Origin of the sequence: Blautia sp. HCP3S3_G3 (assembly GCF_052063365.1) — a bacterium.
Classification (GTDB): domain Bacteria; phylum Bacillota; class Clostridia; order Lachnospirales; family Lachnospiraceae; genus Blautia_A.
Map to the genome: position 1 here is coordinate 40,640 of NZ_JBQHXR010000003.1, position 17,501 is coordinate 58,140.

16 protein-coding genes are annotated in these 17,501 nt (G+C 42.9%); all 16 read right to left on the minus strand.

Annotation, left to right across the window (positions count from 1 at the left end; all coding sequences use genetic code 11):
- Positions 1 to 247: 247 nt before the first annotated feature.
- The 16 genes from ACTNEW_RS05480 to ACTNEW_RS05555 all read right to left on the minus strand — a co-directional run bounded on the left by ACTNEW_RS05480 (position 248) and on the right by ACTNEW_RS05555 (position 17,494).
- Positions 248 to 2,134: an extracellular solute-binding protein gene (locus tag ACTNEW_RS05480; protein WP_441058790.1), complete on the minus strand. Its 1,887-nt coding sequence runs from the start codon at positions 2,132 to 2,134 to the stop codon at positions 248 to 250.
- The gene (locus ACTNEW_RS05485; protein WP_441058792.1) at positions 2,131 to 2,964 is read right to left on the minus strand and encodes an ABC transporter permease; all 834 of its coding nucleotides are present in this window, start codon (positions 2,962 to 2,964) and stop codon (positions 2,131 to 2,133) included. Before ACTNEW_RS05485 ends, ACTNEW_RS05480 begins: the two co-directional genes overlap by 4 nt.
- Entirely contained in the window at positions 2,936 to 4,009 is a 1,074-nt protein-coding gene (locus tag ACTNEW_RS05490; protein WP_441058794.1) for an ABC transporter ATP-binding protein, read from the minus strand. Before ACTNEW_RS05490 ends, ACTNEW_RS05485 begins: the two co-directional genes overlap by 29 nt.
- A 350-nt stretch (positions 4,010 to 4,359) precedes the next feature.
- Positions 4,360 to 5,442, minus strand: coding sequence for a LacI family DNA-binding transcriptional regulator (locus ACTNEW_RS05495; RefSeq protein ID WP_441058796.1), 1,083 nt, complete (start codon positions 5,440 to 5,442; stop codon positions 4,360 to 4,362).
- Positions 5,443 to 5,646: 204 nt separating this feature from the next.
- Entirely contained in the window at positions 5,647 to 7,173 is a 1,527-nt protein-coding gene (locus tag ACTNEW_RS05500) for a DUF5605 domain-containing protein (RefSeq protein ID WP_441058798.1), read from the minus strand.
- 20 nt (positions 7,174 to 7,193) lie between these two features.
- The gene (locus tag ACTNEW_RS05505) at positions 7,194 to 8,033 is read right to left on the minus strand and encodes a carbohydrate ABC transporter permease (protein ID WP_441058800.1); all 840 of its coding nucleotides are present in this window, start codon (positions 8,031 to 8,033) and stop codon (positions 7,194 to 7,196) included.
- A 12-nt stretch (positions 8,034 to 8,045) separates the two neighbouring features.
- Entirely contained in the window at positions 8,046 to 8,918 is an 873-nt protein-coding gene (locus tag ACTNEW_RS05510) for a carbohydrate ABC transporter permease (protein WP_441058802.1), read from the minus strand.
- 104 nt (positions 8,919 to 9,022) lie between these two features.
- Positions 9,023 to 10,261: an ABC transporter substrate-binding protein gene (locus ACTNEW_RS05515; RefSeq protein ID WP_441058804.1), complete on the minus strand. Its 1,239-nt coding sequence runs from the start codon at positions 10,259 to 10,261 to the stop codon at positions 9,023 to 9,025.
- Between the two features lie 399 nt (positions 10,262 to 10,660).
- Positions 10,661 to 12,160: a 4-alpha-glucanotransferase gene (gene malQ, locus ACTNEW_RS05520; RefSeq protein ID WP_441058806.1), complete on the minus strand. Its 1,500-nt coding sequence runs from the start codon at positions 12,158 to 12,160 to the stop codon at positions 10,661 to 10,663.
- 111 nt (positions 12,161 to 12,271) lie between these two features.
- Positions 12,272 to 13,279 carry an ABC transporter substrate-binding protein gene (locus ACTNEW_RS05525; protein WP_441058808.1) on the minus strand — a complete coding sequence of 336 codons (1,008 nt, stop codon included), beginning with the start codon at positions 13,277 to 13,279 and terminating at the stop codon, positions 12,272 to 12,274.
- Positions 13,280 to 13,505: 226 nt separating this feature from the next.
- Positions 13,506 to 14,345, minus strand: coding sequence for a DUF6179 domain-containing protein (locus tag ACTNEW_RS05530; protein ID WP_441058810.1), 840 nt, complete (start codon positions 14,343 to 14,345; stop codon positions 13,506 to 13,508).
- 4 nt (positions 14,346 to 14,349) lie between these two features.
- The gene (locus tag ACTNEW_RS05535) at positions 14,350 to 14,886 is read right to left on the minus strand and encodes a DUF6323 family protein (RefSeq protein ID WP_441058812.1); all 537 of its coding nucleotides are present in this window, start codon (positions 14,884 to 14,886) and stop codon (positions 14,350 to 14,352) included.
- A gap of 121 nt (positions 14,887 to 15,007) precedes the next feature.
- Positions 15,008 to 15,460 (minus strand): 8-oxo-dGTP diphosphatase, encoded by a 453-nt coding sequence (locus tag ACTNEW_RS05540; protein ID WP_441058814.1) that lies wholly within the window; start codon positions 15,458 to 15,460, stop codon positions 15,008 to 15,010.
- A 587-nt stretch (positions 15,461 to 16,047) separates the two neighbouring features.
- Positions 16,048 to 16,380: a GMP synthase (glutamine-hydrolyzing) gene (locus ACTNEW_RS05545; RefSeq protein ID WP_441058816.1), complete on the minus strand. Its 333-nt coding sequence runs from the start codon at positions 16,378 to 16,380 to the stop codon at positions 16,048 to 16,050.
- Between the two features lie 14 nt (positions 16,381 to 16,394).
- Positions 16,395 to 16,901 (minus strand): hypothetical protein, encoded by a 507-nt coding sequence (locus ACTNEW_RS05550; protein ID WP_441058818.1) that lies wholly within the window; start codon positions 16,899 to 16,901, stop codon positions 16,395 to 16,397.
- A gap of 68 nt (positions 16,902 to 16,969) precedes the next feature.
- Positions 16,970 to 17,494: a GNAT family N-acetyltransferase gene (locus ACTNEW_RS05555; RefSeq protein WP_441058820.1), complete on the minus strand. Its 525-nt coding sequence runs from the start codon at positions 17,492 to 17,494 to the stop codon at positions 16,970 to 16,972.
- Positions 17,495 to 17,501: the final 7 nt, after the last annotated feature.

The following is a 17,501-nucleotide window of genomic DNA, read 5'->3' on the forward strand; positions in this document are numbered from 1 at the left end:
ACCTCAAACACTTCACGTCTCCATACAAAATTTTAAAAATATTGGATAGATTTCCATGGTTCAGGATGTCTGCATGACATTTCCATCTGAGCAAATGAGCCGGGCTGCCCGCCCGGCTCATATCTTTGTAATTTCTCACATGATCTTTCCGTCATATCTCTTCAGCTTTTCATTCGTCAAATGATCTTTCCGTCAAGTCTCTTCAGCTTCGCACTTTCTCACAACATTGCCGTTTAATCATATCCCGCTAATCGGACTTTACTTTATTCCACAGTTCGTTGTAAACCGCATCTTCTTCCGGTCCAAGATAACGGAATGTTTCCAGTTCCGGTAATTTGGAAAGATCCGGGAACGCAACCTCACTGTTGCGGATTGTTTCATCTTCGATCATTTCCTGTGCTGCCACATTCGGAGTAGAATAAGTAATATACTCAAAATTCATCAGGGCAATATCCGGTCTGCAGAGGAAGTTCAGGAATTTCTCCGCATTTTCCTTATGCTCCGCATTCTTTGGAATAACCCAGGAATCGATCCAGATATTACTTCCCTCTTTCGGGATCACATATTCCAGATCCGGATTCTCCCACTGTGTGTAAATGGCTTCTCCGGAATAGATCACGCCGAGAGCCGCCTCATTGCCGATCATCTTATCCCTGACCTGATCAATGACATACGCCTGTACCAGCGGTTTCTGTTCGATCAGAAGCTCTTCTGCAGCGGTAAGTTCATCAAGGTCTGTGGAATTCAGCGAATATCCCAGATATCTCAGAGCCACCGCAAACGCATCTCTCACAGAATCCTGCATCAGGATATTATCTTTATACTTTTCATCCCAGAGAATACTCCAGCTGTCAACCGGCTCATCCACCATCGTTTTGTTATAAAGAATACCTACCGTTCCCCAGCAGTATGGAATGGAGTATTTGTTTTCCGGATCAAACTGACGGGACTGTTCCATATAGCCCTCACCGATGTATTTTGCATTCGGAACATTGTCAAAATCAATTTCCGCAAGCAGATCATTCTCAATCATCCTCTGGATCATATAGTCGCTCGGGCATACCAGATCATACGCGATCGCGCCGGAGCTTACTTTCGGATACATGATTTCATTTGTCTCGAACTCTTCATAAATCACATCGATTCCCGTCTCCTTTTCAAAAATTGTCAGAACCTCAGGATCAATATATTCTCCCCAGTTATAAACGATTACTTTTTCATCATTCATCGTCTGGCTCAAAGCAGCGTAATAAACACCGCCGGCTACCACAACGAGACCAATTACAGCCGGAATCACACGGCGTACAACCATCATCCGGACTTTAGAAGGACGTTTCTTCGCTTTTCTTGCTTTTTTGCCGCCCTCTTCCTGAGAATCCGGTGAATAGTTTACAAGAATCAAAAGCACCAGAACCGTCGTAAACAAAATCGTGGACAGCGCGTACATTTCCGGCTTGATTCCTTTACGTACTTCCGTATAAATTTTTGTTGACAGAGTATCGATTCCCGGTCCTTTGGTAAAATGGGTAATTACAAAATCATCCAGCGACATGGTGAATGCCAGCATAAATCCGGAAAGCACACCAGGCATGATATCCGGAAAAACGACTTTAAAAAATGCCTGCAGCGGAGAAGCGCCCAGATCCATGGCCGCCTCATACGTATGTTTGCTGGTCTGACGCAATTTCGGCGAAACACTCAGTATGACATAAGGGATGTTAAAGGTGATATGTGCGATCAGAATCGTCCCAAATCCCAGAGTCACATGAATGGCGATAAACAGCAGCATCAGGGAAATGCCCATCACGATTTCCGCATTCATCATAGGAATATTGGTCAGCCCCATGTAAAGCGTACGCCATCTGTTTTTCATTCCCTGAATCGCGATCGACGCTGCTGTTCCAATCACTGTCGCAATTCCCGCAGACAGCAGCGCAATGATCAGTGTCGTATACAGTGCACTCATAATCTGCTCATTCTGAAACAGTTCACTGTACCATTTCAGGGTAAATCCGCCCCATTTCGCCCTTGTCTTGGAGTTATTAAAAGACAATACGATCAGTGTCACGATCGGTGCATAGAGCAGGAAAAAAATAAGTCCCAGATAAATTTTCTGCAATACTTTCCGCATCATAGCATCGAGCCCTCCCCTCCCTTATCATACTTGGCAACCAGTGCCATACTGGCGATAATAAATACCATCAGTACCAGAGAAAGGCCGCTGCCCACATGCCAGTTACTGTTCTGTTTAAAGGACTGTTCGATCACATTTCCGATCAGGAGGATCTTGCCTCCGCCCAGGAGATCCGAAATCACGAACGTCGTCAGAGCCGGCACAAACACCATGGTAATCCCGCTGATCACTCCCGGCACACTCAGCGGGAGTGTGATTTTCAAAAAGGTCTGTACCGGATTGGCTCCCAGATCACGTGCCGCATTCACCACATCTTTGTCAATCTTGATCAGCACATTATAAATAGGAAGTACCATAAAGGGCAAAAAATTGTACACCATACCCAGAACGATCGCATACGGGGTATTGATAATTTCCAGAGACGGAAGGTGCAGGAAATTCAATACACTGTTGATCACTCCTGTCTTTTCCAGAAGAGTCTGCCACGCCATTGTCCGAAGAAGAAAATTCATCCACATGGGCAGAATAAAAATCAGAACAATAAAACTTGACTGATTCATATTTCTGGAACTCAGGATCATCGCCAGCGGATAAGCCAGAAGCAGACAGACCACCGTACTCACAAAGGAAAGAAGAAGGGAAATCCCCAGAGCCTTCAGGTTTTCGGGTGTCGTGATTTCTGCCAGATTCACAAGAGTAAAACCGCCTTCATCACTGGTAAATGCATAGTATACGATCACCAGAAGGGGAATCACAACAAAGGAGACAGACCAGAACAGGTATGGACCTGCCAGGTAACGCTTATTCTTCAATATTGACCGCCTCCTCATCTTCTGATTCCGGCTTATTCATAATCTGAATATCAAACGGATCTACATGTATGCTGACTTCTGTTCCTACAGGGAACATATCTGTACTGTGCACCAGCCACTCATAATTGTTGGCCATGACTTCCATTTCATAATGTACCCCTTTAAAAATCAGGTGAGTGACAACACCGTCAATGCTTCCTTCTCCAGGCTTCAGAAGATCAATATCTTCCGGCCGGATCACCACGTCTACCGGCTTGTTTCTTCCAAATCCCTCATCCACACAGGGGAAAGGAATTCCCAGGATCTTCACCAGCCTGTCTTCCAGCATCAGTCCCGGAAGGATGTTGCTCTCTCCGATAAAGTCCGCAACAAAGGCATTTTCCGGTTCATTATAGATCTTTTCGGGTGTTCCGATCTGCTGGATATATCCCTGGTTCATTACCACAATGGTATCCGACATGGTTAAAGCTTCTTCCTGGTCATGTGTAACATAAATAAAGGTAATTCCCAGCTCGTTCTTCAGACGGATCAGTTCATACTGCATATCCTGACGCATTTTCAGGTCAAGGGCTCCCAGAGGCTCATCCAGAAGGAGCACCTTCGGTTCATTAACAATCGCCCGCGCAATGGCGATTCTCTGCTGCTGTCCGCCGCTGAGCGACTCCGGCATACGATTCTCAAAACCGTCAAGATTTACCAGCTTAAGTGCATATTTAATTTTGTCATGAATGTACTGCTTGCTCTTGTTTTTAATCTTCAGTCCAAATGCTATATTTTCAGCGATGGTCATGTGGGTAAAAAGAGCGTATTTCTGAAAAACAGTGTTCAACTGGCGCTTATTAGGCGGAAGATTGGTGATATCTTTCCCTTCAAAGATCACATGTCCGGAATCCGGATTCTCAAAACCTCCCAGGATGCGCAGTGTAGTGGTTTTGCCGCAGCCGCTCGGGCCCAGCAAAGTCAGGAACTCGTTCTCGCGAATATAAAGATTCAGGTCATCGAGAACGGTCTGTGTTCCGTAGGACTTGGTAATGTTGACGAAATCAATCAACTTATTACTCATCGTTCATTCCTCCAGTCGTATTTAATTTTTTTCAGAAATAGCCAATCTCAGACCGCATGATAGACCCTTGGTTTACTTCTGCTCGATAAAAGCTGAAACTGTTGTTTTTCTTTGGTCCTCAAAAAAGTGCTATACGACATAGTATATAATTTTTACACAGAAAAGTCCATATAATTCCATAAAATTTCAACGGAAATACCATAGTTACTGTTCACCTGCTATTACACCCGAAAAAACAGAAAAAGCCCTGTATGCCATGCAGGAACTATCATGTCAAACACATGTTATTTCCAGCCTGTCATACAGAGCTCTTCCATCTGACCTTTCAGCCTTTTATACCTTTTCCTGTTTTATTCGTATCTGTTCAATACCTTCACACTATTTCCCGGCAGTATTTCACAATTGCAGTACGACTTAAACTTTCCGTCCCGGAATCCTCTGTCATTTTCTTCGTAAGACTCACGGCTCATTTCATAAAACAACAGCATCATCGCCAGTCTTGCCCTTTCTGCATGTTCAATTTTTACAGTAGTCAGCCGTACATTATTCTCAAAACGACTGGTTGGAGGAAGCTCATCCACTCCTATCAATGAAATGTCTCCCGGAATAGAAATCCCCTTATCCTGCAATGCATGAATCACTCCTACGGAAACCTGATAATTTTCCATAATAAATGCATCCGGCAGTTTATAACTTCCATCCCGTTGTCTGACACTGTCAAGGTATCTGCTCATGTTTTCATGAACTTTGTCAATCGTCTCCCCGATTTTGATAACCGAATCCGAATGAAGCTCTAATCTGTTCTTGTGAAGGCCTGCACGAAATCCTGCCCTGCGCTGCATAAAATTGTAAATGTCAATTTTATTCGCAAGATATTTGATGTCCGTACATCCACGTACAGCCAGATAATCAACAGCCTCTTTCACTGCTGCCACATTATCAATAGACACACAATGACATTCCTTGGTCAGATCATTGTCGTAAATAATCATCGGCTTTTTAATTCTGCGGAAAGGTTCGAACTGCTCCTGTCTCATCTCTGTCGCAAACAACACCACTCCGGCTACATCCGCGCCATTTGCCTCTTCTATTGCTCTCTCAATGTCTGAAGAGTTGTCTTCCACAAACGTAATACCCAGCGTACATCCGATTCTTTTGCTCTCAGCATCATAGACTCTGAAAGCCAGCGTCCAAAGATCCATTTCATAATTCAGCACAACATTCAGCTTATTGTTCACAATAATGATTTTAATCATCTTGGGGGATTCCTGTGGTTTCTGCTGTTCCTGTTTCTGTCCGTTCAGTTCTTCCGCGCAGAGCAGCACTTTTTCCCTGGTCTTTTCGCTGACTCCGGGCTTATTATTCAAAGCCAGCGACACCGTTGCTTTTGATATATTTAATTTCTTTGCAATATCCACTGACTTTACTTTCACTTTTTGTTTCCTCCACTTCTCCTGCACACATATGAACGTTTAATAATTTGATGATGGGGTCAAAGGGTATTTTGACCCTTGTATCATATTATATAAACAGTTTAAACTTTTCCCTAAACTCTGTCAATGTACACAGGTCAAAATCAGCTATTTTTTAAGAAAAGAAACTGCCGCGCCTCTCAAAGCACAGCAGTTCCCTACTCTTTATTCTACACCGCGGATTCTGACTGCCATATATTCTCTTCCCGGCAATTCCACTCTGATTTTTCCTTTAAACGTTCCTTTGTTCTCCACGGTCATGTTCCATGTATCAATTACTTCCACTTCATATTCTGTCGTATCATCAAAATAATATTCGCGGAAAGACGGACGCATGAAACTGTAATAGAACATATAGTATTTGTGTGCTCCAAGACTGTCATCTACAGTCGCTGCTACTTCATCCCACTGTCCCTGCATCGGGCGAAGACCGGGTGCAGGAGTTTCATCCATAAACTTCTTCAGGAATTTGATACGGGCAGGACTTTCTCCATGAAGTTCTCCGCCGTGAGACCACCAGAGAATATCATTCTCATTCATGTAGGTTTCCCCGTGTCCCGGATATCCGCCGCGGCAGAATGCTTCCCAGAATCTTCTGGTCATTTCCTGACCGCTGATATTTCCCCAGCCGTGCTGAATATTGCCTTCATATGCGATCTCATCCAGAACAACCGGTTTTTTATACCGTTCTCTCCATTCATTTACCAGCTCTGCGGATTTATAAAGATCCTGTCTCTGAATACTGCAGTGAGTGATCCACGGTCTTGTGTGATCATAGAACGGTCTGCAGTTATGAATGGAACGAAGATGATTATAAACATCCTTTTCACAGATGATCTGTGCATAACGTTCCCAGTCTTCTGTCGTCTTCTTCGGGAACAGATCATATTCGTTGGCAAGAGCCCACCATACATTCCGGTATGCACTTACTCTGGCGATCAGATATTTCCAGTACAGATCATCACATTCTGCGCTCATTTCACTGAATCCCCAGCGGTCATACGGATGCATTACGATTAAATCTGCCTGAATTTCCAGATCCATCAGTTTCCGGATACAGTCATCAATATGCTGGAAATGTTTTACGTTGAAACGCTTGTAATCAAAATGATTACCTTCCGGACATCCCACATACTCCTGGAAGTTTTCCTTGGTCAGAACAGAACTGTCCATCGGTGTTCCTTCATACGGATAGCTGATGGGCTCACCAAGATTGTAGTCATAGTGTTTCGGGAAAATACAGAAGCGGATTTTATTGAATGCACTGTCCGCCAGTGTTTCCAGCGTCTTCTTCTGCAGTTCTTCTGACTGAAGTTCCCATACATAGCAGGTGGTACCAATAGAATAATACGGTTTACCGTCTTCATATGCCATATGATAGGTATGAGAAACTCTGACAGGTCCATGATTCTTTTCGGATGGTTTCCCTGCTGCAAAGCTTCCCTCAAATACCTCATCAGAAAAGCTTCCTTTTACAGAAAACGTATATGCTCCCTCGAAAGACGGCATAAAACGAACCTTGTAGATTCCGTCTCCGTCATAAAATCCGTCAACAGTTTTCGTTTCTTCTTTTCCGCAGAAAGTTCCGGAGATCGTGTAATCTGTGAATGGATTTCCGTCGGATTTTCCGGGCATCTCCACTTCAAATACGCCCCATTTTTCAACTTTATCATTGTATTTGCATGTACTCATAGCAAGTTCCTCGTCTTTCATCATGATTTAACTGCACCAGCCATACCTTCTACGAAGTATCTCTGGAACATCAGATAAACAACCATAACCGGAATGACAGATACCAGCACACCGGCGCAAAGGTATCCGTAATCGGTACCATGCTCACCTACGAATGTCATAATTCCGACCGGTACGGTCTTTTTTGCATTGTCGTTGATAATAACGCTGGCAAGAAGGTATTCATTCCATGTGGAAAGGAAGTCTGTAATAAACAGTGTTGCAATCGCCGGTTTTGAAACCGGAAGAATAATTCTGTAAAACGTCTGCCATTTATTGCATCCGTCAATATACGCAGCTTCATCAATATCATACGGGATTCCTTTCATAAATCCTCTCATAACAAGGATACAATAGGACAATCCAAATCCGATATATACGTAAAACAGACCAAAATATGTATTCAAAAGACCAAGTTTGCTGTAGATCATATTGATCGGAACTAATGCCGTCTGCATCGGAAGCATCATACCGATCAGGAAAAATACGAAAATTCCTGTACTGTGTTTGATTTTCAATCTTGTCATGGAAAATGCGGCCAGTGATCCAACAAAAATTCCAAGAGGAACCTTCAGAAAAGATACGATCAGGTCATTCTTCATGTATGTGATCAGACGTCCCTTGATTATGGCATTAGTAAAGTTATCCCAGGCAATTTCTGCCGGAAGCTGGAACAGACTCAGTCCGCTCATGAAATCTTTTTTATGCTTCAGAGAAGTAGCGATCAGCGTAAAGATCGGAACAATCCAGATCAGTGCAAGGACGATCAGAAGCACATATAACAAAACCTGTTTTGTGATTTTTTTACTTTTTCCGCTCATACACCACACCTCCTACTTTTCTTTTGCAGTAAAGGAAACATATGGCACGATAACAACCATCATCATCAATACCATGACACACGCTACTGCCGTACCCATACCTACGTTGTTATACTGGAATGTCTGAGAGTACATATACGTTGCCAGCATCTGTGTGGCGTTGTTTGGTCCGCCTCCGGTAAGACCCTGAACAACATCGAAAACCTTCATGGCTGCTACGATCAATGTTGCGATTACCATAACAAAAGTTTCTTTCATCAGCGGTACCGTCACACTGAAGAATTTTCTGACAGGACCTGCTCCGTCAATGGTCGCTGCCTCCAGAACGTCCGGAGAAACGGACTGCAGACCTGCCAGGAAAAGGATCATAGGCTGGCCGATTCCCTGCCATAAAGCTGCAAAAAAGATTGCATAAAGGCTGACTTTCGGATCAGAAATCCAGGTCTGCTTAAAATTAATTCCAAGTACCTTGAAAAACTGGTTAATAAATCCGATATTCGGGTTATAAATCCATCTCCAGATGATTGCCACCGCAATAGGAGCGATGACGCACGGGAAATAAAAGAACGCACGGAATACGGTTCGCCCGCGGAACTGTTTATTCAGGATTACTGCAAACCCGAGAGAAACTGTCATAGTCACACAGATCGTCAATACGATCCAGATCAGGTTATTTTTCAGTGCCGTCGAAAACACGGCATCATTCGTAAACAATGCCAGATAATTGCCAAGTCCGACAAACTCCTTCTCTGCCACACCGTTCCATTTGAACAGACTGATAAACAGAGAGTAGAAAACCGGTACTACGATAACAGAAAGATAAATAACTGCCGCCGGAACCAAAAACAGATATGCGGTGATATTAGAGTTCTGTTTTTTCTTCATTCTGTTTTATTCCTCCTTTTCCCAAAAATCACTGAATTTCAGACAAAAAGCAGACCGGCATCCGCCGGCCTGCTCCAGTATCCGTAAATGCTTTGATCAGATAATTATTTTGCCTGATAAGCTTCGATTGCAGCCTGGATATTTGCTGCGCCTTCTTCTGGTGTCATTTCACCATTTGCAATAGCATCCTGAGCGTTGAAGAGAACGTCTGCAACTTCTGTCGGGAATGCCTGGTCTGTGATTGTAAAGGTTCCGTTTGTATTGGATGTTTCAATCATACCATCAACGTTAACCTGATCTGCCGGAGCTTTTGCACCGTCTTTTGGAAGCGGCAGATTGTAGTACTGTCCGTATGCATCAATATTTTCCTGGCTGTAGTAGTAATCCACGTATTTCACACATGCATCCAGTTCTTCTTCTGACAGGTTCTTGTTGAACTGTGTCATTTCCGCAAATGCGGACATTCTGTTGGTCTCTCCGGACGGGAATGCAAATGCGCCGTAGTTGTTGATGTCAAGTTCGTTCTGAAGAATATTTCCATCATACCACTGTCCCTGAAGGTCCATTGCACATTCGCCGGAACCGAAGGACATGATTGTGTCGTTAGGATCTGCGGTAATAAATCCATCCGGGAAGTATCCAGCGTCAACCCACTCTTTATATTTGGTAAGAGCCTGTACAACCGCTTCATTGTTCCAGCTTTCTTCGAAGCTGTTCATCTTGTCATGAAGCTCTGTTCCTGCGTAGTGCTCAACAAGAAGCTCTACCCATCTCATAACATGCCATCCGTTCAGACCTGCTGCTGCCATCGGAGTATATCCTTTTTCTTTCAGAGTTGCGCATGCAGCTTCGAACTCATCAAAAGTGGTCGGAATTTCGATTCCGCATTCTTCAAAGATGGATTTGTTATAGTAAACGCCAAGTACATTGTAGCTGGTCGGATATCCGCAAAGCTGTCCGCCCAGAGTACAAAGATTCAGAGCACCTGCGCTGAATTCATCGCTCCAGCCGTTTGCGGATGCATATTCTGTCAGATCATAAGTTTTTCCGTTGTCAACATAGAACTGTCCAAGACTTCCGCCCCAGTTGAACCACATGCTCGGAAGACTGTCAGATGAAGCAGCTACTTTGCAGGCATCTTTGATACCGTCTGTATCATAATAGGATACGGTAACATTGATATCCTCATTTGCTTCATTGAAAGCTTCTGTGATCGGATCAACTGCTTCCTGTCTGGTGCTCAGTGTCCAGAATGTGAGTTCTGTTGCTGCGCTTACAGATGTTGCTGCTCCAACTACCATTGTTCCTGCAAGAGCGGCTGCCATTACTTTTTTGAATTTCATAATTCGTCCTCCTTTAAACTTTCATTTAAACTCGATCTCTTCGCTTCCGTTTAAATGTTTTATTTTTGTTAAGTAAACAATAACACATCAAAAAATCATTTTCAAGCACTTCTTACAATTTCGACATATTAGACAGTTGTGCTTTTATATTTTTGGTCATTTTCAACACCTGTTTCTTCTGGTTTCAATCAAAAAAGTTTAATTTGTTTAAACTTTGCATAACATTTTACTAAACGTTTACATGATCAGCATCTTATGTTTTTAAACATTTTCTTTCAAAACCAACAGAATATATAAAAAAACAGACGGCAGTTTTTTTACCACCATCTGTTTTATCAGGCATTGCTTATCAAAGTGAACTGCCCAGTGTCTAAAGCCAACGGGCTTCCTGTTTCAAAATCAGATTCTTCCGTATCTCTTTGCGAGTACCGCCATTTCTTTACGCATTTTTCTGGAGAACTGTCCCTTCTTAAGACGCCATTTCCAGTTCTTCCCAAGAGTCGAGGGCTGATTGATACGGGCTGAGTTATCCAGTCCCAGATAATCCTGCATCGGAATAATACAAAGATTTGCCACACTTCTCATCACGAGACAGATGAGGTCTTTGTGAATTTCTTCGTCAGAATCATGGAAATTATTCAGATATTCCCGTACCATCTTTCTCTCAGGTGCTGTAATATCCTGGAACCAGGAAACCAGTGTTTCATTGTCATGGGTTCCGGTATAAACCACACAGTTGCGCTGATAATTATGCGGCAGATAATCACTGGCATTTCCCGTGTCACGCTCATCAAACGCAAACTCAATGACCTTCATATTCGGATACCCGCTGTCTGCCACCAGCTGTTTCACAGAATCCGTCATATAGCCAAGGTCTTCTGCGATAATATCTTTCTGCCCTAGACGACTGGAAATCGCACGGAAAAGATCCATTCCCGGTCCCTTTTCCCACCAGCCATTCTCGGCAGTTTTATCTCCAAACGGGATGGCATAGTATTCATCAAATCCACGGAAATGATCGATGCGGACTACATCATACATTTTGAAGCAATGTGCGATACGCTTGATCCACCAGTCAAATCCGGTCTGTTTGTGTACTTCCCAGTTATACAGCGGATTCCCCCAGAGCTGTCCTGTTGCGGAAAATCCATCCGGAGGGCACCCTGCCACCTGTGTCGGCTGATTATTCTGATCCAGTTTAAACAGCCACGGATTTGCCCAGGTATCTGCACTGTCCATTGCCACATAGATCGGAATATCACCGATAATGCGGATTCCCTTTTCGTTCGCATAAGCTTTCAGTTTTGCCCACTGTTCATAGAATTTAAACTGCAGGTATTCATAAAATTCAATATCAAAATAAAGTTCTCTGCGATAGTAATCCAGCGCGTTCTGCCAGCGAAGACGGATATCTTCCGCCCATTCACTCCAGGCAACTCCGCCAAAACGCTGTTTGACTGCCATAAAAAGCGCATAATCCTTCAGCCAGTAGCCCTGTTCTTCCTGAAACTTTCTAAATTCCGGATTTTCGGAAATGTTGCTGCGCTCATATGCCTTGCGAAGAAGAACCGTCCGTCCTTCATAAATCTTTCCATAATCCACATTGGACGGATCATCGCCAAAATCCACTTTGTTGCACTCTCTGCGGGTAAGAACTCCCTCTTCGATCAGATCATCCAGGCTGATAAAATATGGATTTCCTGCAAAGGTAGAAAATGACTGATAAGGGGAATCCCCATAACTGGTAGGTCCAAGCGGAAGGATCTGCCAGTAGCTCTGTCCGGCTTCCTTCAGCTGATCAACAAATTCATATGCGCTTTTCGAAAAGCATCCGATTCCGTATCTGGACGGCAGACTGCTCACCGGAAGCAGAACGCCGCATTTTCTCTCGTTTATCATATATCTATTGCTCCTCCCTGAAAAACTGACAGCAAAATTACTGAATAGTAACATAGTGTCATATTTTTCCCGGGAAATCAATATAAAAAACCGTAGATTTATAGCACGTTTTCACTTTACTGCGTTCTGCGCGTAATCTGTCACTACAAGGTTCTCATAAGAAACTCGTTCTTTCAGCTCTCCCGCTTCCTCCAGAATATCCTGCAGCAGTTCAAAGCTCTCTTTTTCAAAAATAAGATTTTCTTTCCAGGTATCCTGCTCATAATAACGCTTCACAATGGTCGTAATCGTAGCCAGATCGGTTTCCGGAAACTGCGGTGCTATCACTTCCGCAATTTCCTCCGGGGTATGATCCTGCACATAATTCATTCCCCGCTGAAGCGCATTGGTGAATTTCTGCATCACATCCGGATGTTCTTCCATAAAGCTGGTTTTTGCACTGTAGGAAGTGTATGGTACATACCCGGAATCCACCCCAAGAGATGCCACCACATAACCTGCGCCCTCCTGCTCCAATGCGGTCGCAGCCGGTTCAAATTCAACACTGAACTCTCCCAGACCACCCGAAAATGCAGCTGCCGTAGAACCAAAATCAATACTCTGGTCAATTTCCAGATCCGTTTCCGGATCAATGCCATGCTGTTTGAGGATATACTCAAATACCATTTCAGGCATGCCACCTTTTCGCCCTCCAAGAACAAAACGCCCCTTGATATCTTCCCATTCAAAATCAGGCATTTCTTCCCGTGCAACCAAAAAATTACCGGCACGCTGTGTGAGCTGTGCAAAGTTGATCACCGGATCGGTTGCTCCTTCCTGATAAGCATAGATAGAAGCTTCTGCTCCCATGAAACCGATATCAGCCTCTCCGGAGAGTACAGCAGTCAAAACTTTGTCGGCTCCAAAACCAGTTACAAGCGTCATCTCAAGTCCCTCATCCTGAAAATATCCTTCTTCAATCGCCACATATTGAGGTGCATAAAAAATAGAATGGGCAACCTCATTTAAAGTAACCTTTTGAAGCTCTTCATCCTTTTTCTCCGCAAATGCATTTAAGGGCAAAGCCGTTATCGCCAGAACCAGGGCTGCTGTCAGTGCAATCCATTTACTCTTTCTCATGTGGATCCTCCCTCGTACTGAAAGATTTCTTCTGTTAGGATATGCGCAGAGGAAGGCACAGGTTCCTGATGATTCTTAAAATCATAAAAGGTTCTTAACAACAGACGTTTTTCAAAGCAGGATTCTCCGCCTGCGTCGGATTACTTTAGCAATATAATTCCTCTCCGCCGCAGTGCGATCCTGTCGGAGGGCTTTATTTTATCATAGAAAAATGCAAATCACTTGCCTATGATAAAATAAAAATTTTGTCCAAAGTATGATACTTCACTGCATACTCAATACGAACAGCTATATTCTTGACATCCTTGCAAAGATAATCATATATTTGACTGTCTGATGCCCCCATTTCCTGCAATACTCGGTAAACCATTTTCTTTAATAAACACTCCGTCTCTGCCAGGGAATTCAGCGAAAAAATATCCGATAATTTCTGATATTCCTCCTCCTGAAATCCAAAACCACGTAAAGATTTTCCAAGCGCAATATGCCCAATGGTATTCATCAGAACAATACTGGCAATATTCTCTATCATATGCTCGTACTCAGGAACCATCTGTTTCAAGATAGACATCACATAATTCCTATCAAACAGACTGAGAAATTTCTGTTCTGTCTGAACAGATCGCATGAATACATATACTGCATCGACACCGTATTTGCACTGAATATTCTCTAAAATCGGATAATCCAATGTGAGAATGGTATTCTGCGGAAAAAATTTCGCATCATACCATTTCAAAAATTCGGGGATTCCCTTTTGCACCGTATCATGCAGACAGATTACATTGTAGTCATCAAAATATGCTGACATTTCATTGAAAATATTCAGTACATTCTTTACTTTTTCCAGCACAAGCTGTGCACCTGTCTGATATTGTTCCATAACGGAAATATCCCGCTTACATAAATGGTTTGGCTCTGAATTCCAGTATTCGTCTAAACAGAAAATTACCCCCTGCATAAGTTCCTGTGCGTTTTCATAAGTGATTGAAGTACTGTCACATCCTGCATATTGTTTAGCCAGATCAGCAACGATCGGTATCAGTTCTTCCATCCTGTAATCCATTCCTCTACCTCCAGCAAAGCTCTCTCAATACCTGTAAATACAATTCTTTATCCCATCTTTGAACAATATCGATTCTGGAAAATTCACCTTTTCCCTGCGTGATTTTGTGACCGCTGTAACCGGCGCGGATTGCTTCACTGAAGATTTCCAGGCAGGTGCTTTCCAAATAATCCAGATCTCCATAGCAGACATCTTCAAATTGTTCTCTCATAAAATTCAGCAGTTCTTCATCAGAAATCTCATCATGCATTTCATTTTTATATTCAAAAAAGATTTCCTGAAGACGTATCAGGGTATTCAGATAGTTATTTTGTGAAATAAAAGAAGAATCACAAAAAGTATAAATGATCTGCGGAAGAATACTTTGTCCAAATTCAATCCTTCCGGTTGCTTTTAACGTGTTATTTCTTTCCGAAAGCAGAAGTTCTGCTTCTGTTTCAGATAGCTGCAATCCATATTTTTCCGTATATTGATTGGTTTCCTGAATCTGTTTTAACCCCATTTGCCGGTTCAGAATATCCAGCCAGTTTTGCTCACCCATATGCACACCTCCATCGTTGGAAGTGTAGTATACCCCGGAATGAAAAGCAGTACCAGCCTTGAATTTTTTGCAATTTTGTGGTAATATAATGGAGTCAGGAAGAGAAAAATTCTTCCTTTTTTTATTTCAATGTGTAGTTCCATTCACCATTTTTCTGTTCATAATGAAACTCATTAATATCCTCTTCCAGAAATACTCTCAGCATATCCGACATTCCATATGCAAGATTTCCTTTTTTCATTTCTTCCAGAGACATCCATCTGACCTCGCCTTCTCTCGACGATTTCAGCTCACCATGAAATACATTGGTTTTGTAAAACACCACCAGGTATCTGCTGCCTTCTTCTGTCTGCCAGTCTTTTGTCCCGCAGATTCTGGGTTTTTCTATGGTTAAACCGGTCTCTTCAAACACTTCCCTGATTACAGAATCCACAAATGACTCCCCCTTCTCAATATGTCCTCCCGGAAAAGTAAGCCCTCCCCAGTCTTCATCCACTCTGTCCTGAACGACAACATTTCCTCTGTTATCATAAATCATACACATATTCGTCAATGTTACAACTTCTGTACGCATCTCAAACTCCTCTTCTGTCTATATCTTTCCTTATCTCTGATACGATTTCCTGCCCGAAGGGCTTTTTTATATTATGCAAGGAAGAATCCTGCCCGGAAGGCTTTTTTTATCATAGAAAAATGCAAAGCACTTTTCTATGATAAAAGAAAAGGCGATTGTTACACACTTCATGCTCCCACAATCGCCATTTTTTTGTATATAAAGCTATATTAATTTTATTGCAATTGTCACAACACCCAGAAGCGCCAGTACAATCCCGACTACTTTCCTCCCGCTTTCTGATAGTAATTTACTAACCAGCTATTATACAGTATTTTCACTCAAATGTATATTGGAATTCCACGGTCTTATTGTTGCTGTTATCAGCTTATGCTTGACAGCCTTTGGACTTGGTTACGCAATAGGATACAATCACGCAAAAAACAACCGTACCAGCCTCTCGCAAACTGAACGGTTATTTTCTTAACTAATCATAATGTGGGCTAACCGTCTATCGGCAGCACCATTTCTATAATCACATTAGCATTTTGCAGTAGATATATCAAATGAATTTCATACTTAAATAGATCAGCATTCATCAACTTGAATCAACACCACTCAATTGCCGCCGTCGGTTTCCCGGTACAATCATACAGAACACGGTTTATTCCGTTCACTTCATTTACAATCCGGTTTGTTGCCGAAAAAAGTACTTCCCATGGAAGTTCTGATGCTTTGGCTGTTACAAAATCAGCAGTTACAACAGCTCTAAGTATCACCGCATAGTCATATGTCCGAAAATCCCCCATAACTCCTACTGATTTCATATCAGACAGAACTGCAAAGCACTGACTGGGCTGATTTTTCAGATTGGCACGGCTGATTTCCTCCAGAAAAACAGTATCTGCTCTGCGCAGAATTTCTACTTTTTCGCGAGTCACCTCGCCGATGATTCTTACAGCCAGACCAGCTTCTGGAAATGAGAATCCATTGATAACAGAACACGGAATCCCCAGGTCCAGACCTGTCTCCCTGATTTTTTCATCGGACATCGCACAGAGCGGTGCAACAAATCCTTTCCACTGCATACTTTCCGGAAAAGAAGGGAGAACCTGACGTATTCTTCCAATACGCACTCCATTTCATTCCGGATTTTTCTTCTCTTTTCTTCCGGATCAGTCACCTTTCTCAAAAGGTCAAAAAAACGAGACTGCACATCCACTCGGATAAGATTTGTCCTGAAAATGCCGTTTCTTCCAAACAACCTTTCTACTTCTTCTCTTTTTCCGGCTCTCAGCAAACCATGATCCACAAATAGACAGGTAAGCTGATTTCCGATTGCTCTGGAAATACATGCGGCTGCGACCGTGGATGCCAGACTGCCGGTCAATGCACACACAACCTGATCCTGACCAATCTCCCTGCGAATATCCTGAATCATTTTTTCTGTAAAAGTTTCCATAACGGTATTTCCTCCTCCCGGATTTTCCAATTGTTTCACCCATTATACCGCATGCCGCATTCTTTTTTTTATTTTATCACGCATGTCATTTCATGCCATTTTTCTCCGCCCCATTCCGAGTTTGCCTCGCCGCAATCGGTAAATCCCATTTTTTTGTACATTTCAACTTTGGAATCAAGGCAAGTAAGAAGAAGCATATGACGGCCATTTTTCCGCTCTCTTTCCACATAGCGGGACATTAATTCTGTGGCCAGCCCCTGTCTGCGGTATTCCGGGAGAACATCCAGTCCAAGCAGCATGATATTTTTTCCCTCCGGATCATAAAGGCTCACATCTGTAAAAAATTCATCCCGGAAAGAATCCTCTCTGGTAGCAAGTCCATTTAAGAAACCAGCTAATTCCCCCGTTTCCCGATCTGCCGCAACCAGAAATAACTCTGGTGCCGCAGACACTCGTTCTCTCATGTGCTCCGCAGAACACGCCTCGTTTGGAGGAAAACAGATCTGCTCAATTTTGATCGCCTGATCTGCCTCATCCTGTCTGATATTTCGAAATTCAAACCGCTCCTCTAATCTCGTATTTTCCATAATCATTTACTCC

Excerpts from the sequence above, each read along its gene's own strand:
- malQ (WP_441058806.1), bottom strand. The coding sequence starts at position 12,160 with ATGATAAACGAGAGAAAATGCGGCGTTCTGCTTCCGGTGAGCAGTCTG.
- ACTNEW_RS05500 (WP_441058798.1), bottom strand. The coding sequence starts at position 7,173 with ATGAGTACATGCAAATACAATGATAAAGTTGAAAAATGGGGCGTATTT.
- ACTNEW_RS05530 (WP_441058810.1), bottom strand. The coding sequence starts at position 14,345 with ATGGATTACAGGATGGAAGAACTGATACCGATCGTTGCTGATCTGGCT.
- ACTNEW_RS05485 (WP_441058792.1), bottom strand. The coding sequence starts at position 2,964 with ATGAGGAGGCGGTCAATATTGAAGAATAAGCGTTACCTGGCAGGTCCA.
- ACTNEW_RS05510 (WP_441058802.1), bottom strand. The coding sequence starts at position 8,918 with ATGAAGAAAAAACAGAACTCTAATATCACCGCATATCTGTTTTTGGTT.
- ACTNEW_RS05555 (WP_441058820.1), bottom strand. The coding sequence starts at position 17,494 with ATGATTATGGAAAATACGAGATTAGAGGAGCGGTTTGAATTTCGAAAT.
- ACTNEW_RS05490 (WP_441058794.1), bottom strand. The coding sequence starts at position 4,009 with ATGAGTAATAAGTTGATTGATTTCGTCAACATTACCAAGTCCTACGGA.
- ACTNEW_RS05540 (WP_441058814.1), bottom strand. The coding sequence starts at position 15,460 with ATGCGTACAGAAGTTGTAACATTGACGAATATGTGTATGATTTATGAT.
- ACTNEW_RS05550 (WP_441058818.1), bottom strand. The coding sequence starts at position 16,901 with ATGGAAACTTTTACAGAAAAAATGATTCAGGATATTCGCAGGGAGATT.
- ACTNEW_RS05535 (WP_441058812.1), bottom strand. The coding sequence starts at position 14,886 with ATGGGTGAGCAAAACTGGCTGGATATTCTGAACCGGCAAATGGGGTTA.
- ACTNEW_RS05505 (WP_441058800.1), bottom strand. The coding sequence starts at position 8,033 with ATGAGCGGAAAAAGTAAAAAAATCACAAAACAGGTTTTGTTATATGTG.
- ACTNEW_RS05515 (WP_441058804.1), bottom strand. The coding sequence starts at position 10,261 with ATGAAATTCAAAAAAGTAATGGCAGCCGCTCTTGCAGGAACAATGGTA.
- ACTNEW_RS05480 (WP_441058790.1), bottom strand. The coding sequence starts at position 2,134 with ATGATGCGGAAAGTATTGCAGAAAATTTATCTGGGACTTATTTTTTTC.
- ACTNEW_RS05525 (WP_441058808.1), bottom strand. The coding sequence starts at position 13,279 with ATGAGAAAGAGTAAATGGATTGCACTGACAGCAGCCCTGGTTCTGGCG.